Origin of the sequence: Caulobacter radicis (genome assembly GCF_003094615.1) — a bacterium.
Lineage (GTDB): Bacteria > Pseudomonadota > Alphaproteobacteria > Caulobacterales > Caulobacteraceae > Caulobacter > Caulobacter radicis.
This window is the reverse complement of the sequence record NZ_QDKO01000019.1, coordinates 1-23847: the sequence shown is the minus strand read 5'-3', so window position 1 is coordinate 23847 and position 23847 is coordinate 1. Positions and strand designations below refer to the sequence as shown.

The window sequence follows — 23847 nt, the reverse complement described above, 5'->3', positions numbered from 1 at the left end:
GCCGACGCGATTTTCGCCCCGCCTGACGCGACCAGCGCGAGATTTCTCGCGCACAACGCGCCGACGCCAACCTTAAGTTTACCCTTGGTCGCGACAATCCGCCTCACCTTCCGCCGGGAGCTGGGATGTCCTCGCCGCCCTCGCCAGACACGCCGCCCGCGCCTCTGAGCCAGGCCGAGAGCGCGCAATGGTTCTTCGAGAACGCCCATGACCTGTTCGCGGTCGTGGCCGAAGGGCGTTTCGCCACCGTCAATCCCGCCTGGACCCGCCTGACCGGCTGGACCGCCGCCGACCTCATCGGCCAGTCGCCCCTGAAGTTCGTCGATCCCGCCGACCACCAGGAACTGCTGGAATCCGGCAAGGTGATCCAGGGCATGGGCGGGGCGGTGATGCGCGTGCGCATGATCTGCAAGGACGACCGCCGCGTCTGGCTCGAGGCCCATGCGCGCCTGGGCCCCGCCGGCGAGATCGTCGGCACCCTGCGCGACGTCTCGGCCGAGGTCGCCCGCAAGGCCGAGCAGGCCGTTTCCCGGCGCACCCGCGAGATGCTGGCCTCGGCCGCCGGCGTCGGCGTCTGGAGCTTCGACCCCGTCGCCGACCGCATCGAGTGGTCGAGCGACATTCTCAGCCTGACCGGCCTGCGCCCCGAGGAAGTGTCGACCCCCGAGGCCTTCTACGCCCGGCTCGACGAACCCGAGCGCGGCCGCGTGCGCGCCACCTTCGCCCGCGCCGTGCGCACCGGCCAGGGCGGCACGATCGAGCACCACATGCGCGGGGCCACCGGCCAGAAGTTCGCCTTCCGCGCCACCTTCCAGACCGAACCGCGCCCTGGCGGCGTGTTCGCCCTGCGCGGCATCTCGCAGAACATCACCGAGGTGGCCCGCGACCGCGACCTGGCCCGCTGGGGCGAGGAGAAGGCCCGCAAGCTGGTCGAGGGCGCGCCCTTCGCCGTGGCCCTCTACGACCGCGAACTGCGCCTGACCGTGGTCAGCCCGCGCTTCCTCGACATCTTCCAGGCCACCGAGGCCGAGGTCATCGGCAAGTCGCTGCACGAACTGACCTATGGCGTGCGCAAGCGCTTCGTCGCCGCCGTCGAGCGGGCCCTGACCGGCCATACGGTCGTCCGCCGCGAGGACAGCCTGACCGACGGCCATGGCCGCGAGCATCGCCTGCGCTGGGAGGCCCGCCCCTGGCGCGACGCCACCGGCGCCATCGCCGGCGTCATCACCTACATGGACGACGTCACCGCCCTGACCGAGGCCCGCCGCGAGGCCCGCGCCAACGCCCGGCGGCTGAAGACCGCCCTGGGCGCGGCCCAGGCCGGCGTCTACGAGATCGACCACGCCGAGAAGACCTTCTGGGGCTCGCCGGAGTTCCACCGGATCCTGGGCCAGCGGATCACCTTCGACGACGTGCGCCAGGCGATCTGGCCGATGATCCGCTCGGAGGACGTGGCGGCGGTCTACGCCGCCGGGGCCGTCGGCCGCTGGGGCGAGCGCGCCTTCGACGCCCGGGTGGTGCGCCCCAACGGCGAGGAGCGCTGGATCCGCCTGTTCCACGAGATCCGCCGCGACGCCGCGGGACGGGTCAGCAAGGCCTACGGCCTGGTGCTCGACATCGACGAGCAGAAGCGCGCCGAATTGGCCCTGGTGGAGGCCGAGCGCGCCGCCCAGGCCGCCAACGAGGCCAAGGCCCAGTTCCTGGCCAATATGAGCCACGAGATCCGCACGCCCATGAACGGGGTTCTGGGGGTGATCCACCTGCTCAAGCGGCAGGGCCTGTCGGCCGAAGCCGACCACCTGCTGGGCGAGGCCCTGGCCTGCGGCCGCATGCTGTCGACCCTGCTGGACGACATCATCGACTTCTCGCGCATCGAGGCCGGCCGCCTGGACGTGGCTCCTGAGCCGATCGACCCGGCCGACCTGGCGCACAGCGTCGCGCGCCTGCTGCGCGCCCAGGCCGAGCACAAGGGCCTGGCCCTGGTGGTCGACGCCCCCGATCACGGCGTCGTGCTGGCCGACCCCACCCGCCTGCGCCAGGCCCTGTTCAACCTGGTGGGCAACGCCGTGAAGTTCACCCTGTCGGGCTCGGTCTCGCTGCGCCTGCGCCGGGCGGAGGGGGACAAGCTGGTGTTCGAGGTCTCCGACACCGGCGTGGGCATCCCGCAGGAAGCCCAGCAGCGACTGTTCCAGCGCTTCCAGCAGGCCGACGCCAGCACCACCCGGCGGTTCGGCGGCTCGGGCCTGGGCCTGGCCATCACCCGGCGCCTGGCCCAGATGATGGGCGGCGAGGTCGAGTTCAGCTCGATCGAGGGTGAGGGCTCGATCTTCAGCCTGTCGATCAGCGCCCCGCCGGTGCAGACCGCGCCACGCGACGAAGCCGCCGGCGACAAGATGCTGGAGGGCCTCAAGGTCCTGGTCGTCGAGGACAATCCCACTAACCGCATGGTCGCCCGCCGGATCCTTGAAATGCTCGGCGCCGACGTCGAGACGGCCGAGGACGGGCTGTCCGGGGTCGAGGCGGCGATGCGCGGCTTCGACCTGATCCTGATGGACGTGCAGATGCCCGGCGTCGACGGCCTGGAGGCCGCCCGCCGCATCCGCGCCCTGCCCGGCCCGATCGGCGCCACCCCGATCGTGGCCCTGACCGCCAACGTCCTGGCCCACCAGCGGGCCACCTATCTGGCCGCGGGCATGAACGGCGTGGCGGCCAAGCCGATCTCGCCCACCGCCCTCCTGGCTGAGATCGTCCGGGTGGCCGAGACCGCCGGCGCCGCCGAGACCGCCGCCGCCTGACCAGCCCGCACGATCGGCGGCCCTTTTCAGCGACCGGCGTTACGGTCTAATCCTCCTGCCAACCAGGGGGATCCGCATGACGGACACGACAGCCGGCGCCACGCAGAAGAAGGGCGCGTCGATGCGCACGGTGGTGGCGGCCTCGTCGGCCGGCACGGCCTTCGAGTGGTACGACTTCTTCATCTTCGGCAGCCTGGCCCAGGTCATTTCCAAGACCTTCTTCACCGGCCTGTCCGACACCGCCGGCTACGTGGCGGCCCTGGCCCTGTTCGGGGTCGGCTTCGCCTTCCGGCCGCTGGGCGCCCTGGTGTTCGGCAAGATCGGCGATCAGGCCGGCCGCAAGGGCGCGTTCCTGGCCACGGTGCTCTTGATGGGCGGCGCCACCTTCGCCATCGCCCTGCTGCCCACCTTCCAGCAGGCGGGGATCATCGCCCCGATCCTGCTGATCATCCTGCGCTGCGTGCAGGGCTTCGCGCTGGGCGGCGAGTACGGCGGTGCGGCGATCTACGTGGCCGAGCACTCGCCGCCAGGCCAGCGCGGCCGGGCCACCTCTTGGGTGCAGAGCTCGGCGTCGCTGGGCCTGTTCGCGGCGCTGCTGGTCATCCTGGCGACCCGCTGGCTGCTGGGCGCCCTGGTCGGCCCGGACGCCTTCGACGCCTGGGGCTGGCGCATTCCCTTCGCCGTCTCGATCGGCCTGCTGGCGGTCTCGGTCTGGATGCGCCTGAAGCTCAGCGAAAGCCCGACCTTCGCCAAGATGAAGCAGGAGGGCGCGGCGTCCAAGGCGCCCTACGCCGAGGCCTTCGGCCAGTGGAAGAACCTCAAGCTGGTGCTGCTGGCGTTCTTCGCCGTCATGTCGGCCCAGGGCGCGGTCTGGTACACGACCTTCTTCTACATCCAGACCTTCATGGAGAAGTTCCTCAAGGTCTCGCCCGGCACGATCAACGCCCTGATGATGGCCGCAGCGGCGGTCAGCGCGGTGCTCTACGTCGTGTTCGGCGCCCTGTCGGACAGGATCGGCCGCAAGCCGGTGATGCTGGGCGGCATGGCGCTGGCCCTGGCCTTCTACTTCCCAGGCTTCCACCTGCTGGAGCGCGCCGCCAATCCGGCCCTGGCCGAGGCCTCGGCCCGCGCGCCGGTCAGCGTCACCGCCGATCCCGCGGACTGCGCCCTGCAATTTGATCCCATCGGCAAGGCCGCCTTCGTCTCGTCCTGCGACATCGCCAAGGGCGCCTTGGCCAACGCCGGCGTCTCCTACGCCAACCACGCCGGCCCGGCCGGTTCGCAGGCGATCGTCCAGTTGGGCGAGACGCGCATCGTCTCGAAGAGCGCCACGGGCCTGCCGGCCGCCGAAGCCAAGGCGGTGAAGACCGCCGGCGAGGCCGCCATCAAGGCGGCCCTGGCCAAGGCCGGCTATCCGACCACCGCCGATCCCGAACGGATGAACCTCTGGGGCGTGTTCGGCGTCCTCTTGGTGTTCGTGGTCGGGGCCACCGCCCTCTACGGCCCCCTGGCCGCGGCCCTGGTCGAGCTCTTCCCCACGCGGGTGCGCTACACGGCCCTGTCGCTGCCCTATCACATCGGCACCGGCTGGATCGGCGGATTCGTGCCGTTCAGCGCCTTCGCCATCGTGGCGGCGGTGGGGGATATCTACGCCGGGCTCTGGTACCCGGTCCTCTTCACCCTGATCAGCGTGCTGGTCACGCTGTTCCTGCTGCCGGAGACGAAGGACCGGTCGCTGGATTGATCATGAGAACCTCTCCCGTGGGGAGAGGGAGGGGCCCGCGCCGCAGGCGTGGGAGGGTGAGGGCGTACGCCGTCGGCGGTCCCGTCACTCAGATGAAGTGCGAAATCGGAAAGGGTGAAACCCCTCACCCTCCCAGGCTACGCCTGGGCCCCGCCCTCTCCCTCTGGGAGAGGGGGATTTCTAGTGATCCGCCGCTCTCGCCAGCTTCCAGCGGATCTTGGCGCCCTTCTCGGCGCGGACCTGGCTTTTCAGCACGATCACCCCGGCCTGGCGGGCGTGGCCATGGTCGAAGTGCGGGGCGGCCAGGACGGCGACGTCGGGCGCGTCGTTGCGCAGCCACCAGCCGACGTTTGACGGCCCCTTGATCAGCACGCTCTTGCCGTCGCGCGCCAGCGAGGCGCGGGCGTTGGGGTGCAGGTGGAAGCTGATCTTGAACGGGTGATAGCGGCGCGGGCCGTCGGCCTTGGCCTCGGCCATCGGGATCAGGCTGTCCTCGCCGCGCAGCTCGTCGGCGGCCAAATCCAGGAACAGGCGGCGGGCGTGCTTGAGGCCCAGCCGTCGCCAGCCGTCGTGGACGATGTCGAGCCAGACGCCCTGCTCGCCGTCATGGCGGCGAGACTCGACGCTGGTCGCGCCGTCGACCAGCCAGGGGCCGAGCGCCGCGGCCCGGAAGCCCGACAGCGGCCGCCCGGCCGATCCCTCGCCCACCGACACCGTCGAGGCCGCGTCGGACAGGCGGAAGGCCTGGGCGTTGGCCGCCTCGGGGCTCCAGCCGCTGGAGGTGATCAGCCGGTCCTTGCCGCAGACGATCTCCAGCGCCGCCGGCTGGGCGCAGGCCGCCCGGCTGAGCGCGCCGATCGGCGGCGCGCCGGCGTCGGCCAGCACCTGGATCGCGCCGCCCTGCATCTTCTGGAAGCCGGCGTGCGGCATGTCCATCGGCGGCCGGGGGCCGTGATCGTCATGAGCCAGGGCGGCGGCGATGCGGGTCGGTTCGACCGTCTCGCCGCCATGGAAAGCCGCCAGCTTGCCGTCGGCCAGGGTGAAGAAGCGCAGGCCCGAAGACAGCCGGTCGATGGCCCGGCTGACCCCTTCGGGCGTCGGCCGGCCCCGCTGGCCCAGGGCGTCGTCGAGGGTGAGCAGGTCGAACAAAAGCTCCAGTCCCGCCTCGGGCGAACGCGAGGCGTGTCCGCCATCGGCCAGGACGATGGCGTCGATCTCGCGGGCGACGCGGCGCAGGCCCTCGGCCATCAGCCGGTCGGCGGCCTTGCCCACCAGGGCGGCGCCGGCCACGGCGACCACGATCGCCCGCTCCAGGGCGCGGTCGGGGGCGTCCGAAGCCTTCATCAGCTGGCGGGCGCCGCGGGCGATGTCCAGCGCCAGGGCGGCGCTCTCGGCGTCGGAGGCGCCGGGCGACAGGGTCTTGGCGGCGCAGGCCAGGTGAAAGGTGCGGCGCTCCAGGCACTCGCCCGACCACGAGAAGGCGTTCCAGGTTCCGAACACCCGCCGCCAGTCCTGGATCAGGCGCAGGGCCCGGCGCGCGCCTTCGGGGCCATGGACCAGCAGGCCCGGCAGCCAGTCGAAGCGATGCAGCGCCACGGCGAAGGCCCGCGAGGGGCTGGGGGTGTCGAAGGGGTCGCCCTCGGCCCCGACCTTCAGGCTCTCGTCGTGCAGGGTCAGCACGCCGTCCAGCAACTGGCGGCCGCGCTGGGCGTCGACGGGACGGGGGTCATGCGGCCGGCCCGACAGACCCACGGGGCGCGGCGCGGTGATCACGGCGCGATGGGGCGGCGAGCCGAACCACTCACGCTCGACAGCCGCGCGGGCCGAAGCGGCGATCGACCGCGACAACACGACTCCGCGCCGCAGGGGACGCCCGGCGGGCCTGGAGGCGGAGGGCGAGGCGGGCGCGCCGTTCATGCGGTGGCGTCAGTCCCCTTTGAGCGCGCGGATGTTGGCGGCGTAGGCGTCCGGGCCGCCCTTGAACACCGCCGAGCCGGCCACCAGGGCCGTGGCGCCGGCGGCGACGCATTGCGGCGCGGTGACCGGGGTCACGCCGCCGTCGACTTCCAGGATGATGTCCAACCCTTGCGCATCGATCAGCTTGCGCAGGGCTTCCACCTTGCGCAGCTGGCCCGGGATGAAGCTCTGGCCGCCAAAGCCGGGGTTCACCGACATGACCAGCACCAGGTCGACGTCCTCGAGGATCCATTCGACGTGGTCGAGGCTGGTCGAGGGGTTGAACACCACCCCGGCCTTGGCGCCCAGCTGGCGGATGCGCTTGAGCGAGCGGTGCAGGTGCGGGCCGGCTTCCGGGTGGATGCTGATGATGTCGGCGCCGGCCTCGCGGAAGGCTTCCAGATAGGGATCGGCCGGGCTGATCATCAGGTGCACGTCGAACGGGATCTTGGCGTGCGGCCGGATGGCTTTGACGATGTCGGGACCGAGCGTGATGTTCGGCACGAAGTGGCCGTCCATGACGTCGACATGCACCCAGTCGGCGCCGGCCGCCTCGATGGCGGCCACTTCGGCGCCCAACTTGGCGAAGTCGGAGGCGAGGATCGACGGGGCGATGATCGGCGCGGTCATAGTATCCCTGAATTACCGGTCAAAGGCTCAAGCTACAAGCGAGTGAAAGCCGGGTTTGGCTCCCGCGCTCTACTTCGCCTTCACGAAACGGGCCGCGAAGAAGCCGTCCTGGCCGCCCTCGCGGTGATGGGGCAGCAGGCGCAGGGTCCCGCGGGCGGTCAGGCTGGCCTCCGGCGCGCCGCCTTCGCCGGCCGCGATCGGCGCCAGCGAGAACTCCGGGTGGCGGGCGAGGAAGGCCTCGACCTGGGCCTCGCCCTCCTCCGGCTCCAGCGAGCAGACGCAGTAGACGAGGCGGCCGCCGGGCGCGGTGCGCTGGGCGGCGCTGTCCAGCAGGGCCGACTGCACGGTCGCCAGGCTGGCCACGTCGCCAGGGCGCGCGGCCCACAGCACGTCGGGGTGGCGGCGGAAGGTGCCAGTGGCCGAGCACGGGGCGTCCAGCAGCACGGCGTCGAAGGTGCGCTCGTCGGTCCAGGCCGAGGCGTCGGCGGCCACGACCTCGGCTTCCAGGCTCATGCGGGCGAGGTTCTCGCCCACGCGCTTGAGGCGGGCGGCCGAGCGGTCGACGGCCACCACCCTGGCGCCGGCGGCGGCCAGCTGCAGGGTCTTGCCGCCGGGGGCGGCGCAGAGGTCGACGGCGGTCTCGCCGGACTTGACGTCCAGCAGGCGCGCGGGAATGGCGGCGGCGGCGTCCTGCACCCACCAGCTCCCGGCCTCGAAGTCGGGCCAGCCGGCCACGTCGCCGCGTCGACGGGTGCGCAGGGTGTCGCCCGGCAGGATCTCGGCCTCCAGGGCCTCGGCGAGCGGCGCCAGATCGGTCCCCGGCTTGACGGACAGGTCGGTCGCCGGCTCCTCGGCCACCACGGCGGCCAGGGCCCGGGCGTCGTCCTGGCCCCAGGCGCTGACCCAGCGGGCGAACAGCCACGGCGGCACCAGCGCGGCGGGGTCATCGGCCGGCGCGCCGTCGCGAAGCAGCCCGCGCAGCACCGCGTTGACCAGGCCCTTGAACGGACGGCTGGCCTTGTTGGCGCCGGCCAGCTCGACGCTGGTGGCCACGGCCGCGAAGGCGGGCACGTCGAGGAAGAAGGCCTGGGTCGCGCCCAGGCGCAGCAGGTTGCGCACGCGCGGCGGCGGCTCCTTGCTGAGCTTGGCGGCGAGAGCCCGGTCGACGGGTCCCAGACGGCGCAGGGCGGCCATGGCCAAGGCGCGCGCGAAGGCGCGCTCACGCGGCTCCAGGGCGCGGAAAGCGTTGGTCGTCGCGGCCTCGTCGAGGCCGCCGCGGCGCGAAAGAGCCGCGTCGAGTAGGGCGAGGGCCGCTTCCCGTGCGGGAAGGCCGTCGTTCAATTCCTGAGTCACCGCCCCGCCGTGCCCCGCAATGAGCGCGAGCGCAAGCCCCTAGAGCCTTTTAGCTTCAGGCGAAATCGCCTGAAGCGTCCAAAAAGGCTCTATTTTTCGGGAGTTGGAGCGCGTCAGGCGACGAAACCGCCCACACTTTCGCCTGACGCGCTCCGGATGCTCCTTCCACGCTTGCGTGCTATGAAACACCATGTCCGACGATCTTTCTTCCCCGTTTTCCGAGGTTCAGGACCCTGAACTGGCCCGCCTGGGCGCCGCGCCCGGCAAGGATCTGAGCCCCGCCGCCCGCCGAGCCCTGGAAGAGGCCGCCGCCCGCCGCGAGGCCGAGGCGGCCGCCGCCCTGCCCGCCGAGAAGGGCGGCCGCGACGGCCCCGAGCCCACCCGCTTCGGCGACTGGGAGCGCAAGGGCGTGGCGGTGGATTTCTGAGCCGACGCTCAGGAACCTCCCCCTGTGGGGGAGGTGATCGCGAAGCGATCGGTGGGGGGGCGTAACTGCCGAGCCTGCCAACGCAGCGGCGGCTGAGAACTTCCCCCCACCGGCCTTCGGCCGCCTCCCCCATAAGGGGAGGTTCCGTGCTCAGGCCTTCGGCTTGCGCGGCGCGGCCGGCTTCTTGGCCGGAGCCTTGGGGGCCGCAGCAGCCTTCGGCGCCGGCGCGGGCTTTTCAGCGGCCGGTACAACCGCGGCCACGGCCGGCTTGGCCAGCAGGTCGCGGATCTCGGTCAGCAGCTTTTCTTCCGGCGTCGGGGCGGCTGGCGCCTCGGGGGCCGGTTCGGCGGCGTCGGCGCGGCGGATCTGGTTGACCAGCTTGACCAGCAGGAACACCACGGCCGCGACGATGAAGAACTGGATCAGGGTGTTGATGAAGGCGCCGTACTGGATCGCGACCTTCTCGATCGCCTCGGTGGCCGGATCCTCGACCCGCAGCACCCATTCCAGCTTGGAGAAGTCGAGGCCGCCGGTCAGCAGGCCGATCGGCGGCATGATCACCTGATCGACCAGGCTCTTGACGATGCCGTTGAAGGCCGCGCCGATGATGACGCCGACGGCCAGGTCGATGACGTTGCCGCGGGCGATGAACTCGCGGAATTCCTTGACGATGCTCATGCGCTAAACCCCTCGTGGCTAACCGGAACGCCGAAAGGCTGAGCCGGTTCGCTTCCAGGGGCAAGAGAGTCGGCTAGGCGACTACTCTGCGTTCAGGCGGGCGCGCAGTTCCTTGCCGCTCTTGAAGAACGGCACGTGCTTGGCGCGGACGTCGACGGTTTCCCCCGTGCGCGGATTGCGACCGGCGCGAGCAGGACGCGAGCGCACCGACAGGGCCCCGAAGCCGCGCAGTTCGACGCGACCACCGGCCTCGAGCGCGTTGATCATCCGTTCGAGGATGACGCCGACCACGCGCTCGACGTCCTTCTGCGTCAGGTGCGGGTTTTCGTTCGCGAGCCTGGCGATGAGTTCGGACTTGATCATCGGTATCCCCTGCGCCGAGGGAGCGGCGCGCCGCGACCTTTGCCCAAGCAGGCCGCAATCTTCAAGGAAAAGGTTGCGGGCCGTCCCTCAAAGACCCTTCGGCGCCCTGACGATCTCCACGTCGTAGGCGGCCTTGCGAATGGCGGCGTTGGCGGCCTCGACCTGGGCGAACGGCAGCTCGCGCGCTTCACTGCGGCTGACCGTCTCGAAGCGGGCGACGCCGTCGGTCACCTTGGCCGACTTGGTCACGCGGTAGCCGGTGGCGGCGTCCTCGCCGTTGACGCCCTTGACGGTGAAGCCCTCGCCCTTGCCCGGCAGCACCACCTCCATCGTCGTCCGGGCGTAGGACGGGTAGCGCAGGACGAAGGGCGCGTCGGCGTTGGGGCCCGGCTCGCGACGCGGGAAGGTCGTTCCGCGGCCCTCGCCCCCGCCCAGCTTCAGTTCGCGCACGCCAAGGTCGTCGTTCAGCCGCCACTCCGGCGTGCCGGTCCCGCTCATCACGACCTTCAGCTCGCCATCCTCGGCCTTCTTCCAGTCGACGGTCTCCAGCGTGATCCAGCTGGAGGTCTTGGAAATGCTCTGCTTGAGGGCCCGCTCGACGTCGGCCTTGGGCGCGGTTTCCAGCGAACGGCTGAAGGCCCGGGCCGCGTCGCCGCGCATCAGCATCTCGACCCGCACCGACGCGGGCTTGTCGAGGCCGGCCGAGGCGTCGATGTGCAGCCTGGTCTCGGTCAGGGCCTGGCTCAGCGGCGGCTGCTCGATCGGTTCCAGGCCCGCCCCCTTGGCGCGCACCGGCAGGGCCCAGCGGAAGCCCGGCGGACGCAGCTGGTCGAGGCTCCCCTTGTCGCCCGAACGCGTGCCGTCCAGCCAGTAGCTCTTTCCGTCGACGCGGGCGCGCACGATGATGTGGTTGAACTGGCCGGCGGCGGCGACCCGCTCGTCCATGCCGTCGCCGCTGGTGGTCGAGACGATGGCCGGCTCGGCCTCGACGCCCAGGCCGCGCAGCAGGGCCAGCAGCAGCACCGTCTTGCCCTTGCAGTCGCCGAAGCGCCGCGCCCAGGTCTCGTCGGCCGGCGCGGGACGATAGCCGCCGTCGCCCATGCTGAGCGCCAGGTAGCGGGTCTTGTCCTCGACCAGTTGCAGGGCGGCGAAGGCGCGCGCCTTGGGATCCTTGGTCAGGGCGGCGATGCGGGCGATCTCGGCCCGCACCGGCGAATCCGGCGCCAGCTGCGCGGCCTTGTCGTAGAGCGGGTACATGCGCCGGGAGATCTCGGCCCAGTCGGCATAGGTCGAGGCCTGCAGCTCGCCCACCCGCAGGAAGCGCAGCGGCGCGCCGGCCGGGGCCTTGGGGGCCTCAGCGTCGGTCAGGTCGACGCTCAGGTGGGTGAAGCCGCCCGCCTTGGCGACCGTCGGCTGCGGGAAGCCGGTCGTGGTCTTCCAGATCACCGGATTGTCCTGCGGCCACTCGATGCGCACGCGGTAGCGGCCGATCTTGTCGCCCCAGCCCATGCGCTCGAACGTCTGGCCGCGGTTGTCGAGCAGCGGCTCGGTGCGGTGGACGGTATAGGCCCAGTCGACCACGTCGCCGACCTGCAGGTCCTTGATCTGGACGCTGGCGGTCAGGCGGCCGTCGAGCATGGCGCGCTCAAGGTTGGTCTCGCGGCGGATGACCAGAACGTCCTTGCCGCCCTGCAACAGGTCGATGACCTGGTCGCCGCGGCGGATGGCCAGGGTGTGCAGGGTGACCGTCTCGGCGGTCGGGTTCCACGACACCGCGCGCGAGCCGGAGCCCGACAGGCCCTCGGTCTTCACGATGCGGACGACGCGGCGGTTGTAGAAGGTCCCGCCCGTGCGCTCGAGCCGGGTCTGGCTGTCGTCGAGCAGCACCTGGGTGGCGGGGGTCTCGGGTCCGGGCTGGAGGGCGGGAATGGCCGCGACGTCCACCCAGGCGGCGGGCGCGGCGTAGACCGGCTTGTCGGCCGCGGCGGCGTGGCCCGCCCACATGGCGGCCATGGCGGCGGCCGGAAGCACCAGCGCGGAAGACTTGAACATGGGGCGCCCCTGCCAACTACTCAGACAAGCGGGACCATACAATCCCAGGGCGCAGGGCCAAGAGTACGCGCAAAAGAAAAACGGCGGTCGGATTGCTCCGACCGCCGCCTGTCTTCAGCTTAAACCCGTGAGGGAGAAAGCTTAGTCCTTCGTGGCGCGCTCGCGCAGAGCGGCGCCCAGGATGTCGCCCAGCGAAGCGCCGGAGTCCGACGAGCCGAACTGCTCGATGGCTTCCTTTTCTTCTGCCATTTCCAGCGACTTGATCGACAGCGAGACGCGGCGAGCAGCCTTGTCCACGTTGGTGATCTGAGCGTCGACGCGGTCACCCACGGCGAAGCGCTCGGGGCGCTGTTCCTGACGATCGCGCGACAGGTCCGACTTGCGGATGAAGGCGGTCATCGGGGCGTCGTCTTCACCGAAGCGGACTTCGATGCCGCCCGAGGTGACTTCCGTGACGGTGACGGTCACGGTCTGGTTCTTGCGGAAGGTGTCGCCCGACATCGGGTCGCCAGCCAGCTGCTTGATGCCCAGCGAGATGCGTTCCTTCTCGATGTCGACATCGAGAACCTTCGCCTTGACGACATCGCCCTTCTTGTAGCGAGCCATGGCTTCTTCGCCGGCGACGCTCCAGTCGATGTCCGACAGGTGCACCATGCCGTCGATGTCGTTGTCGAGGCCGATGAACAGACCGAATTCGGTCGCGTTCTTGACTTCGCCTTCGACGGTCGAACCGATCGGGTGAGCCTCGACAAAGGCTTCCCACGGGTTGGCCAGGGCTTGCTTCAGGCCCAGCGAGACGCGGCGCTTGGACGGATCGACGTCCAGGACCACGACGTCGACTTCCTGCGAGGTCGACACGATCTTGCCGGGGTGGACGTTCTTCTTGGTCCACGACATTTCCGACACGTGCACCAGGCCTTCAACGCCGGCTTCCAGCTCCACGAAGGCGCCGTAGTCGGTGATGTTGGTGATGCGGCCGGTGAACTTGGCGCCGACCGGGTACTTGGCTTCAACGCCGTCCCACGGATCCGACTGCAGCTGCTTCATGCCGAGCGAGATGCGCTGGGTGTCCGGGTTGATCTTGACGATCTGGACCTTCACGGTGTCGCCCACGGCGAGCACTTGGCTCGGGTGGTTGACGCGCTTCCAGCTCATGTCGGTGACGTGCAGCAGGCCGTCGATGCCGCCCAGGTCGACGAACGCACCGTAGTCGGTGATGTTCTTGACGACGCCTTCGCGGATTTCACCCTCTTGCAGCTGCGACACCAGTTCGGTGCGCTGCTCGGCGCGGGCTTCTTCCAGGATGGCGCGACGCGAGACGACGATGTTGCCGCGCGGACGGTCCATCTTCAGGATGGCGAAGGGCTGTTCCTTGCCCATCAGCGGGCCGACGTCGCGCACCGGACGGATGTCGACTTGCGAGCCCGGCAGGAAGGCCGAGGCGCCGCCGAGGTCGACGGTGAAGCCACCCTTCACGCGGCCGACGATCGCGCCCATGACGGGTTCGTTCTTGGCGTAGACGCCTTCCAGGCGGGTCCAGGCTTCTTCGCGCTTGGCCTTTTCGCGGCTGATCACCGCTTCGCCCATGGCGTTTTCGAGGCGCTCGAGGAAGACTTCGACGGTGTCGCCGACCTTGATGGTCGCCTTGCCGGCTTCGTCGACGCCGAATTCCTTCAGCTGGACGCGGCCTTCGGTCTTCAGACCGACGTCGATGATCGCGAAGTCCTTCTCGATCCCAACGACCTTGCCCTTGACCACGGAGCCTTCCGCGAAGTCGCGGCCGCCCATGGAGTCGTTGAGGAGCGCTTCGAAATCGTCGCGCGTGGGGTTGAAGCTCATATCGTCAGCCATGCTGATCTAAGATCTCTGGGTTGTGGGAAGCCCTGCGATGAGCGCCGTCGGGTGACGGTTCTCGGGATTCCGGGTGAAGTGGATTTTGATGCGATCCGGCGCTTCCAAAGCGGCGGCGAGGCGGGCGTTAGATTAGCCCTTGGAGTTTCCTCACCGGGCGCGCGCCGTCTCGACGATGCGGAGAGCCGCATCGAAGGCCTGGGATATAGTCATTTCCGACGTATCAAGCAAGATAGCGTCCACAGCCTGGGCCATGGGCGCGTCCTTGCGGCCGCCGTCGCGCTCGTCACGTTTGCGGATATCGGCCAGGATCTCGTCGAAGGTGACGCTCTCGCCCTGCCCGGTCAGTTGCTTCCAGCGACGATCGGCCCGAACCTCGGCGCTGGCGGTGACATAGAGCTTGGCCGGCGCCTCGGGGGCGATGACCGTGCCGATGTCGCGCCCGTCGAGCACCGCGCCGCCCTGCTGGCTGGCGAAGGCGCGCTGCAGGTCGAACAGGGCCGAACGCACGCCCGGATGCACGGCCACGCGGCTGGCCGCCTCGCCGGCGGCGCGGGTGCGCACCTCCGGCTTTTCCAGTTCCGACAGGTCGAGGCCCCGGGCCGAGGCCTCGGCCGCGGCCGCGTCGTCCAGGTCCCCGCCGGCGTCCAGCAGGCGCACGCCCACGGCCCGGTAGAGCAAGCCGGTGTCCAGCATCGGCAGGCCGTAATGAGCCGCCAGGCGCGAGGCGATGGTGCCCTTGCCCGAGGCGGCCGGGCCGTCGACGGCGATCACGAAACCCATGGATCAGGCCTCGGCGATCGAGCCGCCCAGGCCCGTCATCAGCGACACGAAGCCGGGGAAGCTGGTGGCGATCATGCCCGGCTCGTCGATCTCGACCGGCTCCTCGGCGGCCAGGCCCAGGATCAGGTGGCTCATGGCGATGCGGTGATCGCCGTGGGTGATCACCTTGCCGCCGCCGCGCACCGGATGGTTGCCGCCCTGCGTGCCGACCACGGTCATGCCCTCGGGCTCTTCCTCGACCGTGACGCCGCAGGCCGTCAGGCCCGCCGCCGTCAGGGCGATCCGGTCGCTTTCCTTGACCCGCATCTCGCCGATGCCGCGCATGACGGTCGGACCGTCGGCGAAGGCGGCCGCGACGGCCAGGATCGGATATTCGTCGATCATCGCCGGCGCACGCTCGGGCGGCACGACGACGCCCTTCAACTGCGAATGGCGGGCGGTGATGTCGCCGACCTCTTCACCGCTCTCGACCCGAACGTTCGAGATGGTCAGGTCCGCGCCCATTTCCTGCAAGGTCGTGAAGAGGCCGGTGCGCAGCACATTGAGCATCACGCCCTCGACCGTCACTTCCGAGCCGGGGACGATCAGGGCCGCGACCAGCGGGAAGGCGGCCGACGACGGATCGCCCGGCACCTGCACGTGCGTGCCCTTCAGCTTCTGGCCTTCCGGCAGGCGCACGTGGCGCACGCCGTTCTTGTCCTCGACCAGCACCTCGGCCCCGAAGGCGCGGAGCATGCGCTCGGTGTGGTCGCGGGTGGCTTCCGGCTCGATCACCTCGACGCCGCCCTCGGCGTGCAGGCCGGCCAGCAGCACGGCCGACTTCACCTGGGCCGAGGCCATGGGCAGGGTGTAGACGAGGCCGCGCAGGCTGCCGCCCTTCAGGGTCAGCGGCAGGCGGCCCTTGTCACGGCCGTACCAGGTGGCGCCCATGCGGGCCAGCGGATCGAGCACGCGGCCCATCGGACGGCCGCGCAGGCTGGCGTCGCCGGTGAAGGTGGCGCACATGGCGAAACCCGCCGCCGCGCCCATGATCAGGCGCACGCCGGTGCCGGCGTTGCCGCAGTCGATGACGTCCGAAGGTTCGGAGAAGCCGCCCTTGCCCTCGACGCGCCAGCGGCCGACGCCTTCCTTTTCGACGCGCGCGCCGAAGGCCTGCATGGCCCGCGCGGTCGCCAGGACGTCGTCGCCTTCCAGCAGCCCCTCGATGGTGGTGGTGCCGCTCGCAAGCGCGCCCAGGATCATCGAACGGTGCGAAATGGACTTGTCGCCAGGCGCCCGAACCGTACCGCGAAGGCTCCCGCCCGGGGCGCTCTTCAATCCAGCCGTGGTCATGCCGAAACCGGCTCCTTGCAACATAGGTGTTTCGCGAAGGGGTTTGCTTTTGACAGCGGCCTCCCGTCATGGCAAGTCAGCCGCCGCTTTTCCCATCAGGATCAAAGGGTCGCCGCCTTGGCTAATCCCGACTTGGGCGCAAAACAAATCTGCCCCAACTGCCAGTCGAAGTTCTACGACCTCAACCGTCGTCCGGCCGTTTGCCCCAAGTGCGGCGAACAGTTCGACCCGGAGGAGGCGCTGAAGTCCCGCCGCGTGCGCGCCCGCGCCATTACGCCGGACTACGACGCCGAGGACGAAAAGGAAGCCCCCGCTCCCAAGGAGCAGGACGGCTACGAGGACGAGGTCGACGAGACCCCGGAAATCGACGAGGCCGCCGAGGCCGACGTCGTCGAGACCGATGACGAGGACGGCGACCCGACCTCCGAACCGGCGCCGGGCGGTGACGACCTGGGCGTCGACTTCGCCGAGGACGAGGACCTGGCCGACGAAGACACCGACGACGTGCCCTTCCTCGAGGACGAGGACGAGGACGATCTCGGTGACGAGATCGAAGGCCTGCCGGGCGAAGAGGACGACGACCGGTAAGACGAATGCGCCGGGGTCGGAGCGATCCGACCCCGGCCTTTCGGGTTCTCCACAGCGTTTCGTCGCACCCCGAAAAAAAGTGCGTCGAGGGGCTTGATCCCGGAAACACCTCGGCATAGGTTCCGCGCCTCTTCGGGGGACAGCCACTCGGAACCGCCGGAGAGACTAAGGAATTCGACAGGAAGTCTTAGTGATTTCCTAGAGAGCCTTGGGGCTATAGCTCAGCTGGTAGAGCGCTTGAATGGCATTCAAGAGGTCAGCGGTTCGACTCCGCTTAGCTCCACCAAGACGGCCGCTTCCCTAAAGGGAGCGGCCGTTTCCATTTTGGAACTCGTCGAAGACTTGCCGGAAAACTTGCTCCCTGCCTGACGGAGGGGCTTGATCCCGGAAAAACCTCGACATAGTTTCCGCGCCTCCCCGGGCGACCATCCGGGGAAACCAAGGCTCTCGTTTACGAGGGGCCTCGGGGCTATAGCTCAGCTGGTAGAGCGCTTGAATGGCATTCAAGAGGTCAGCGGTTCGACTCCGCTTAGCTCCACCAAAACGGCCGCTTCCCTAAAGGGAGCGGCCGTTTCCATGTCTGGACCCTCCCCCTTCAGGGGGAGGTGTCGACGAAGCCGACGGAGGGGGATGTGGCTCGTGAGCCAGCAACCGCCTCCACAGCAGCAGAAACTTCCCCCTCCGGCCCTCTGGGCCACCTCCCCCTTCAGGGGGAGGATCGCTATTCCCCGATCAACCCGGCCAGCCGGCGCACGCCCTCCTCGATCTGCTCGGGGGGCAGCAGGGAGTAGCTGAGGCGCAGGGTGTTGGCGGCGGGCGACTCGGCGAAGAACGGGGCGCCGGGCACGAAGGCGACGCGGGCCTCGACCAGGGCGCGCTCCAGCAGGGCCTTGCCGTCGATTCCCTCCGGCAGGGTCAACCACACGAACATGCCGCCCTCGGGCGAGATCCAGGAGACGCCGGCGGGCATATGCCGCTCCAGCGCCGCCAGCATCGCCCGGGCCTGGCCGCCATAGACGGCCCGCAGGTTGCCCAGGTGCTGGTCGTAGCCCTCGGAGACCACGCGGTGGGCGACCATCTGGTTGATGGTCGAGACATGCAGGTCGCCGCCCTGCTTGAGCAGCACGAGCTTCTCGATCGCCGCCTTCGGGCCGCAGATCCAGCCGATCCGCAGGGCCGGCGACAGGGTCTTGGACAGCGTGCCGCAGAACAGGGTGCGCGCCGCCTCGATCGAACCCTTGCGGGCGATGTCCAGCGCCAGCAGCGAGGGGATGGCCTCGCCGCCGAAGCGCAGCTCGCGATAGGCGCCGTCCTCGACCAGCGGGAAGTCTACGGCGTCGGCCAGGTCCAGCAGGGCCTCGCGCTCGGCCAGGGTGAGGCTGACGCCGGTGGGATTGGCGAAGTCGGGCACGAAGTAGCCCAGGCGGGGCTTGCGGGCCTCCACGGCCTTCTGGGCGGCCGGATCACCGGCCAGGGCGCCGTCGGGCAGGTCGAGATAGGCCGGCTGGTAGGCGTTGAAGGCCTGCAGCGCGCCCAGATAGGTCGGCCGGGCCACCATGACCGGGGCGCCGGGGTCCAGGAACAGCTTGCCCAGCAGGTCGAGCGCCTGCTGCGAGCCGGCGGTCAGCAGCACGTTCCCGGGCTCGCACGGCATGCCGTCGCGGGTCATGCGCTCGGCGATCCAGCGGCGCAGCGGCCCGTGCCCCTCGCTGACGGTGTATTGCAGGGCCTGGGCGGCCTGGGCGCCGTCGCCCAGGATCTCGGCATAGGCCTGGCGGATCGGTCCGGCCGGGAACAGGGCCGGGTCGGGGATGCCGCCGGCGAAGGACAGGATGTCGGGCTGCTCGAGCAGCTTCAGCAGTTCGCGGATCTCGCTGGCGCGGATGCCGGCCATGCGCGCGGAGAAGCGCGCGGCCCAGTCTTGCGGGGCCAAGTCTTGGGTGTCGATGGTCATGAGGTCTTCTTCGTCGAGACTGTCGTGCGGCGGCCGTGGCCGCCGGTCTTCTGAGTTCGACGGCGGCCTGGCCGTCCGTCGCCTGGGCGCAGATGAGCGCCACGCCTGATCCCTAGCGGTCAGGCGCTGCGTACGAGTCCGTTCGTGCCCAGGGAGCGGCGGCGCTGGAAGCGCCGGGTCCCGCGTTCGCTCGCGATCATGGGCGCGACCCTAGCGGCGCCGGCCGTGTAAGGAAACCCGGCTTTTCCTGAAGAGGCCGGCAGCAGGCCTCAGCGCGGGCCGTTGAGGCTGTCGGTCCAGTCCTCGTTCGGGTCGGGCGGGCCGTCGGTGGGCAGGCGCCACTCCCCGCGATAGGAGAAGTCCAGCGTGCCGCACAGCCGGGCCTGGCCCGGGGCCTTGGGATCGTCGCCAAAGGCCTGGATGCGCAGGTCGTGGCGCAGGGCGATGCGGCTGAAGCTCAGCCACAGGCGCTTGGAGCCCGGGCAGAAGGCGCGAACATAGATCTTGCCCTGCTCGGCCGTTGCATCGACCTCGTAGAGAGCCGCGTCGGCGTCGACCCCCGACATGGAGGCCAGGCCGCCCTTGCCCAGGTCCTTCTGGCTGCCCTTGCGCAGCAGGGCCTGGGCCGGCACGCCGGTGGCCAGCACCTTGATCGGCCGGGCGCCCAGCAGGCCCTGCTCGAACAGCACCGTCACCCCCGCCCCCGTCAGCCGCCGGGCGTCGGGCGAGATCGGGTCGTAGGAGAACATCCGCCGTTCGGCCGCGGCCGGGCCCGCCAGGGCGCTCAGCAGCGCCGTGGCGGCGAGCAACAGGGGCAGTCCAGGCTTCATCGCTTGAGCTGCAGGTTCACGGCCTGGGCGTCGAAGCCCGACAGCCGCCAGCTTCCACCCTCGCGAGTGAAGGTCAGCATGCAGGGGCCGTCCTTCTTGGCGGCGCAGACGCGGCCGTCGCCGGTGGGCCGCAGGGCCGAGGCGATGGCGATGCGGCCCGGGATCGGCTTGTCGGGCGTGTAGCCGTAGTAGTTGGCCGCGGCGCGGAACACCTCGGGGCGGATCAGGGCCGCGCCGGCGACGTCGGCGGCCGGGCCGGCCAAGGCGATCATCGCCGCCTGCCAGCCGCCCTTCAGGCCCGAGCGGCGGGCTTCGTCGACCAGGCGGGCCTCGACCGCGCCGGTCAGGGCCCGGTGGTCGACCAGGCTGTCGAAGGTCGCCCGGTCGTTGTTGCGGATCGACGTCAGCAGGGCGTGCACGTCGCCGGCGGCGTCGTAGCGATCGGCGGTGGCGCAGGCGCTCAGGGAGGCGGCGACCGCGGTCAGGGCGAGAAGGGCTCGAATGCGCATGGACAACGGCTAGCGCTCAATTCCGGCGAATTCCAGTCCCCTATGACCTGGCCGTCAGCCCCGGCTGAGCGTCACCTCCTCGCGGTCGGCGATGTTGCGCACGCGCCGGTTCCTGCCGCCGACCAGTGGCTCCTCAACCCGCAGGGCGAAGTCATAGACCCCGGAGACCTCGTAGCCGCCTTCGATGTCGTAGGTCGCCGCGGTCGCGCGCTCGGGCGTCAGGCGATCGATCGCGGCGCGCCAATCGGCCTTGAACGTCGCCGACAGGGCTTCGAGCGATACCTCCAGCCGGGTGTCGTTGGGCACCTCGATCTCCAGGCTGAGCTGGCCCCGGACGGTCACGGCGGCGCTGGTGTCGGCGCCCAGGACCAGCCCCGACGGCGCGGCGACCCATTTCGGCTCCAGCCCCGAGCCCGCCTGCAGGCGCTCGCGCCGGAAGCTGGCGATCTTGTCGACGCCGATGCTCCCCCCCAGGGCGGCCAGGCGCACCAGGGCCGAATGCGATCCGGCCGCCGCGCGCCAGCGATGCTGCGACACGCCCGACCCCGCCAGTTCGACGGTAAAGACGCGGGGGCCGCGAGAGCCCCGGTTGTCCAGGGTATGGACCGTGCCGCGCAGGTCCCCGCCCGCCGCCAGGGACCGCTGGCGATAGGCGATGCGCGGGTGGCCGAAGCTGGGCCGATAGGGCGTGAACCGCCACTCCTGGTGGGCGCGGTTGTGACGGTCGTATTCGTAGACCCGCACCTGGCTGCGCGCGTCATAGGGACCGTTGCCGGAAATCTCGAGCAGTTGGTCCCCCGGCCTCGCGACGATCGGGGTGGTCTCCAGGTGAGGATCTAGGTTCCAGTCGAAACCCCTGTCGTTCTCGTCGAACATCACCACGCGCACCGGCGCCCGGCCCTGCACCTCGGTGAAGTGGAGGCCTCCGCCCACGCCGCCGCCGGGATGGCTCAGCGCGACGGCCTCCAGCCGGAACCGCCCGTCCTTGCCGGTCCGTCGCCACAGCTGGTTGTCGCCGTAGCCGGCCGGCGCGATCCCGACGCGGCAGTCCATCGTGTCCCAATGGGCCTCCGCCCCCAGGCCGTCCGACCCCGCCGCGGTCAGCGCCCAGGGCGTGGGCCAGTCGCGGCTGGCGGCCGACAGGATGACGTAGAGCAGCGGCGCCTCGGCCATGGATGGATCCCCCGGGGGCGCGCGACCGCGCCGTCGGCGACAACCTAGGGCGGCGCGGGCGGGCGTCCATCCATCGGGGACTCATTTTGGGGAGCGCGCATGTGAAAAGGGCGCGGACCTTTCGATCCGCGCCCTTCGCATTTCGGTGACCGAAGTCGCCGGCCCTTAATCGAGCTGGCGCTTGATCTCCTCGACGGTGAAGCACTCGATGGTGTCGCCGACCTTGATGTCCTGGAAGCCCGCGAACATCATGCCGCACTCCTGACCGACGGGGACTTCGTTGACCTCGTCCTTGAAGCGCTTGAGCGTCTGCAGGGTGCCCAGTTCGAGCACGACGATGTCCTGACGGATGATCCGGACCTTCGCGCCCTTGCGGACCACGCCTTCGGTGACCTTACAGCCGGCGACCTTGCCGATCTTGGTGATGTCGAAGGCCTGCAGGACTTCGGCGTTGCCAAGGAAGGTTTCGCGCTGGATCGGGGCCAGCATGCCCGAGAGCACGCCTTTGATGTCGTCCAGCAGGTCGTAGATGATCGCGTAGTAGCGGATCTCGACACCTTCGCGTTCGGCCAGGGCCCGCGCCTGGGCCGAGGCCCGGACGTTGAAGCCGATGACCGGCGCGCCGGCGCCCTTGGCCAGCATGACGTCGCTTTCGCTGATCGCGCCGGCGCCCGACAGGATGATCCGCGCGCGGACCTCGTCGGTGGCCATCTTGTCCAGCGAACCGATGATCGCCTCGGCCGAACCTTGCACGTCGGCCTTGATGATCAGCGGAAGCTCTTTCAGCTTCTTGTCCTGCAGCTTGGCCATCATGTCGGCCATCGAAGCGCCGGCGCCCACCGGGGCCAGCGACTTCTCGCGCTTCAGGCGGATGCGGTACTCGGTCAGCTCGCGGGCGCGGGCTTCGTTCTCGACCACGGCGAAGGCTTCGCCCGGCGAGGGAACGCCGTCGAGGCCCAGGATCTCGACCGGAGTGGCCGGACCGGCTTCGGTCAGCTGCTCGTTGCGCTCGTTCAGCAGGGCGCGAACCCGGCCGAACTGGGCGCCGGCGACGACGATGTCGCCGCGCTTGAGCGTGCCGCGGTTGACCAGGACGGTCGAGACGGCGCCGCGACCCTTGTCCAGCTTGGCCTCGATCACCACGCCGTCGGCGGTGCGGTCGGGGTTGGCCTTCAGGTCGAGCACTTCGGCCTGCAGCAGGATGGCGTCGAGCAGGTCGTCCAGGCCGGTGCGGGCCTTGGCCGAGACCTCGATGATCTGGGTGTCGCCACCCAGGCTCTCGACGACGATCTCGTGCTGCAGCAGCTCGTTGACCACGCGGGTCGGATCCGAGCCCGGCTTGTCCATCTTGTTGACGGCCACGATGATCGGCACTTCGGCCGCCTTGGCGTGCTTGATGGCCTCGATCGTCTGCGGCATCACGCCGTCGTCGCCGGCCACCACCAGCACGACGATGTCGGTGATGTTGGCGCCGCGGGCGCGCATCGCCGAGAAGGCGGCGTGACCCGGGGTGTCGAGGAACGTGACGCGCTGGCCGTCCTTCAGGCGAACCTGATAGGCGCCGATATGCTGGGTGATGCCGCCGTGTTCGCCGGCGGCGACGTCGGTCGAACGCAGGGCGTCCAGCAGGCTGGTCTTGCCGTGGTCGACGTGACCCATGATCGTCACGACCGGAGGACGAGCCTCCAGGTGATCGTCGAGGTCCTCGGCGCCGATGAAGCCTTCTTCGACGTCGGCTTCCGACACGCGGCGCACGGTGTGACCGAATTCGGTCGCCACCAGCTCGGCGGTGTCGTTGTCGATGACGTCGTTGATCTTCAGCATCACGCCCTGACGCATCAGGAACTTGATGATCTCGACGCCGCGCACGGCCATCCGGTTGGACAGTTCCTGCACGGTGATGACGTCGGGGATCACAACCTCGCGGGCGACGCGCGCCTGCTCGACCGCGCCGCCACGGCGCTTTTCCTTCTCGCGTTCGCGGGCCCGGCGAACCGAGGCCAGCGAGCGCATGCGGTCGGCGGACTCACCGTCGCCGGCCACGGCCTGGATGGTCAGGCGGCCTTCGCGGCGCTGCGGAGCGCCCTTGGCGCGCGACACGGCCTTGTTCGGCGCGTTGTTGGCCTTGCGGCGATCGTCGTCCTCGTCCGGACGGCGATCGGTCAGGCCGCCGCCGGGCCGCGGGGCCGAGCGGGTGGCGCGTTGGATTTCCGGCGTGGCCGGAGCCGAGGCGGGAACGCCCGGACGCGGACCGCGCGGACCGCCGGGACCGCCAGGGCCACGGGCGCCGCCGGGCGCCGGACGCGGCGCCAGGGCCGAGTAGCGGACAGTCTGCTGCGGACGGTCGCCTTGCGGACGATCACCCTGCGGGCGGTCGCCGCCCGAGCGGTAACCACCGCCGCCGGCGCCGCCTTCCGGACGCGGGCCGCGCGGACGGTCGCCGTCCGGACGCGGAGCGCGCTGGTTGTACGGACCGTCCTGACGGGGCGCACGCTGGTTGTACGGTCCGTCCTGGCGCGGAGCGCGCTGGTTGAACGGACGGTCGCCTTGCGGACGGTCGCCCTGGGGACGATCGCCTTGCGGGCGGTCGCCGCCCGGCGTCGGCCGGTAGGTCGTGGTCGTCGGACGGTCGTCACGGCGCTCACGGCTGGGTTCATAGGTGCGGGTCTGGCCCGGCGTGCTGGCGCGAGCCGGAGCCTCGGCGCGAGGCGCCTCGACACGCGGTGCGGCCGGAGCCGGAGCCGGAGCCGGCGTCGGCGCGGGCGCGACCGGAGCAGCGGCGGCCGGGGTCGGCGCGGCCGGAGCCGGCTTGGCGGCTGCGGCTTCAGC

General features: G+C 70.4%; 17 protein-coding genes, 2 tRNA genes and 1 pseudogene. 6 read left to right on the top strand and 14 right to left on the bottom strand.

Going from position 1 to position 23847, the window contains the following annotated elements; genetic code table 11:
• Positions 1 to 125 precede the first annotated feature (125 nt).
• Both DDF62_RS10975 and DDF62_RS10970 read left to right on the top strand, forming a co-directional pair.
• The gene (locus DDF62_RS10975) at positions 126 to 2795 is read left to right on the top strand and encodes a PAS domain S-box protein (RefSeq protein WP_116489153.1); all 2670 of its coding nucleotides are present in this window, start codon (positions 126 to 128) and stop codon (positions 2793 to 2795) included.
• A gap of 76 nt (positions 2796 to 2871) precedes the next feature.
• Positions 2872 to 4539, top strand: a complete 1668-nt coding sequence (locus DDF62_RS10970; protein WP_116489152.1) for an MFS transporter — start codon at positions 2872 to 2874, stop codon at positions 4537 to 4539.
• Positions 4540 to 4719: 180 nt separating this feature from the next.
• On the opposite strand, the gene DDF62_RS10965 is transcribed toward DDF62_RS10970, so the two are convergent.
• From DDF62_RS10965 to DDF62_RS10955, 3 genes are all read right to left on the bottom strand, one after another.
• Positions 4720 to 6456 (bottom strand): heparinase II/III family protein, encoded by a 1737-nt coding sequence (locus DDF62_RS10965; protein WP_116489151.1) that lies wholly within the window; start codon positions 6454 to 6456, stop codon positions 4720 to 4722.
• Between the two features lie 9 nt (positions 6457 to 6465).
• Complete coding sequence (gene rpe, locus DDF62_RS10960) at positions 6466 to 7125, bottom strand: ribulose-phosphate 3-epimerase (protein ID WP_058348977.1); 660 nt, start codon at positions 7123 to 7125, stop codon at positions 6466 to 6468.
• A 69-nt stretch (positions 7126 to 7194) separates the two neighbouring features.
• Complete coding sequence (locus tag DDF62_RS10955) at positions 7195 to 8478, bottom strand: RsmB/NOP family class I SAM-dependent RNA methyltransferase (RefSeq protein WP_116489150.1); 1284 nt, start codon at positions 8476 to 8478, stop codon at positions 7195 to 7197.
• 190 nt (positions 8479 to 8668) lie between these two features.
• Here DDF62_RS10955 and DDF62_RS10950 point away from each other — a divergent pair, with 190 nt between their 5' ends.
• Positions 8669 to 8905, top strand: a complete 237-nt coding sequence (locus DDF62_RS10950) for a DUF1674 domain-containing protein (RefSeq protein ID WP_116489149.1) — start codon at positions 8669 to 8671, stop codon at positions 8903 to 8905.
• A 267-nt stretch (positions 8906 to 9172) separates the two neighbouring features.
• Here the strand turns inward: DDF62_RS10950 and mscL are convergent.
• The 6 genes and pseudogenes from mscL to aroA form a co-directional block, all read right to left on the bottom strand.
• Positions 9173 to 9583, bottom strand: a pseudogene (gene mscL / locus DDF62_RS10945) (large-conductance mechanosensitive channel protein MscL); the annotation flags it as partial.
• A gap of 81 nt (positions 9584 to 9664) precedes the next feature.
• Entirely contained in the window at positions 9665 to 9946 is a 282-nt protein-coding gene (locus tag DDF62_RS10940) for an integration host factor subunit beta (RefSeq protein WP_058348974.1), read from the bottom strand.
• Positions 9947 to 10033: 87 nt separating this feature from the next.
• Positions 10034 to 11998 (bottom strand): DUF3857 domain-containing protein, encoded by a 1965-nt coding sequence (locus DDF62_RS10935; protein WP_116489147.1) that lies wholly within the window; start codon positions 11996 to 11998, stop codon positions 10034 to 10036.
• 141 nt (positions 11999 to 12139) lie between these two features.
• Positions 12140 to 13849, bottom strand: a complete 1710-nt coding sequence (rpsA, locus tag DDF62_RS10930) for a 30S ribosomal protein S1 (RefSeq protein ID WP_116489146.1) — start codon at positions 13847 to 13849, stop codon at positions 12140 to 12142.
• 150 nt (positions 13850 to 13999) lie between these two features.
• Positions 14000 to 14632 carry a (d)CMP kinase gene (gene cmk, locus DDF62_RS10925; protein WP_116489145.1) on the bottom strand — a complete coding sequence of 211 codons (633 nt, stop codon included), beginning with the start codon at positions 14630 to 14632 and terminating at the stop codon, positions 14000 to 14002.
• Between the two features lie 3 nt (positions 14633 to 14635).
• Entirely contained in the window at positions 14636 to 15964 is a 1329-nt protein-coding gene (aroA, locus tag DDF62_RS10920) for a 3-phosphoshikimate 1-carboxyvinyltransferase (RefSeq protein ID WP_116489144.1), read from the bottom strand.
• 117 nt (positions 15965 to 16081) lie between these two features.
• Here aroA and DDF62_RS10915 point away from each other — a divergent pair, with 117 nt between their 5' ends.
• The 3 genes from DDF62_RS10915 (at position 16082) to DDF62_RS10905 (ending at position 17093) form a co-directional block, all read left to right on the top strand.
• Complete coding sequence (locus tag DDF62_RS10915; protein WP_116489143.1) at positions 16082 to 16552, top strand: TIGR02300 family protein; 471 nt, start codon at positions 16082 to 16084, stop codon at positions 16550 to 16552.
• Between the two features lie 210 nt (positions 16553 to 16762).
• Positions 16763 to 16838, top strand: a tRNA-Ala gene (locus DDF62_RS10910).
• A 179-nt stretch (positions 16839 to 17017) separates the two neighbouring features.
• A tRNA-Ala gene (locus DDF62_RS10905) sits at positions 17018 to 17093 on the top strand.
• Positions 17094 to 17273: 180 nt separating this feature from the next.
• On the opposite strand, the gene DDF62_RS10900 is transcribed toward DDF62_RS10905, so the two are convergent.
• The 5 genes from DDF62_RS10900 to infB all read right to left on the bottom strand — a co-directional run.
• Positions 17274 to 18506 (bottom strand): aminotransferase-like domain-containing protein, encoded by a 1233-nt coding sequence (locus DDF62_RS10900; protein WP_116489142.1) that lies wholly within the window; start codon positions 18504 to 18506, stop codon positions 17274 to 17276.
• A gap of 269 nt (positions 18507 to 18775) precedes the next feature.
• The gene (locus DDF62_RS10895) at positions 18776 to 19336 is read right to left on the bottom strand and encodes a hypothetical protein (protein WP_116489141.1); all 561 of its coding nucleotides are present in this window, start codon (positions 19334 to 19336) and stop codon (positions 18776 to 18778) included.
• Complete coding sequence (locus tag DDF62_RS10890) at positions 19333 to 19845, bottom strand: DUF2939 domain-containing protein (protein ID WP_116489140.1); 513 nt, start codon at positions 19843 to 19845, stop codon at positions 19333 to 19335. The genes DDF62_RS10895 and DDF62_RS10890 overlap by 4 nt, the downstream gene beginning before the upstream one ends.
• A 54-nt stretch (positions 19846 to 19899) precedes the next feature.
• The gene (locus tag DDF62_RS10885; protein WP_116489139.1) at positions 19900 to 21018 is read right to left on the bottom strand and encodes a hypothetical protein; all 1119 of its coding nucleotides are present in this window, start codon (positions 21016 to 21018) and stop codon (positions 19900 to 19902) included.
• Positions 21019 to 21183: 165 nt separating this feature from the next.
• Positions 21184 to 23847: translation initiation factor IF-2 (infB, locus tag DDF62_RS10880; RefSeq protein WP_116489138.1), on the bottom strand; the 2664-nt coding region annotated here is incomplete at its 5' end.

Coding starts and splice junctions, on each gene's coding strand:
- rpe (WP_058348977.1), bottom strand. CDS start 7,125: ATGACCGCGCCGATCATCGCCCCGTCGATCCTCGCCTCCGACTTCGCC.
- DDF62_RS10935 (WP_116489147.1), bottom strand. CDS start 11,998: ATGTTCAAGTCTTCCGCGCTGGTGCTTCCGGCCGCCGCCATGGCCGCC.
- rpsA (WP_116489146.1), bottom strand. CDS start 13,849: ATGGCTGACGATATGAGCTTCAACCCCACGCGCGACGATTTCGAAGCG.
- DDF62_RS10895 (WP_116489141.1), bottom strand. CDS start 19,336: ATGAAGCCTGGACTGCCCCTGTTGCTCGCCGCCACGGCGCTGCTGAGC.
- DDF62_RS10950 (WP_116489149.1), top strand. CDS start 8,669: ATGTCCGACGATCTTTCTTCCCCGTTTTCCGAGGTTCAGGACCCTGAA.
- aroA (WP_116489144.1), bottom strand. CDS start 15,964: ATGACCACGGCTGGATTGAAGAGCGCCCCGGGCGGGAGCCTTCGCGGT.
- DDF62_RS10885 (WP_116489139.1), bottom strand. CDS start 21,018: ATGGCCGAGGCGCCGCTGCTCTACGTCATCCTGTCGGCCGCCAGCCGC.
- DDF62_RS10965 (WP_116489151.1), bottom strand. CDS start 6,456: ATGAACGGCGCGCCCGCCTCGCCCTCCGCCTCCAGGCCCGCCGGGCGT.
- DDF62_RS10940 (WP_058348974.1), bottom strand. CDS start 9,946: ATGATCAAGTCCGAACTCATCGCCAGGCTCGCGAACGAAAACCCGCAC.
- DDF62_RS10975 (WP_116489153.1), top strand. CDS start 126: ATGTCCTCGCCGCCCTCGCCAGACACGCCGCCCGCGCCTCTGAGCCAG.
- DDF62_RS10890 (WP_116489140.1), bottom strand. CDS start 19,845: ATGCGCATTCGAGCCCTTCTCGCCCTGACCGCGGTCGCCGCCTCCCTG.
- DDF62_RS10970 (WP_116489152.1), top strand. CDS start 2,872: ATGACGGACACGACAGCCGGCGCCACGCAGAAGAAGGGCGCGTCGATG.
- cmk (WP_116489145.1), bottom strand. CDS start 14,632: ATGGGTTTCGTGATCGCCGTCGACGGCCCGGCCGCCTCGGGCAAGGGC.
- DDF62_RS10900 (WP_116489142.1), bottom strand. CDS start 18,506: ATGACCATCGACACCCAAGACTTGGCCCCGCAAGACTGGGCCGCGCGC.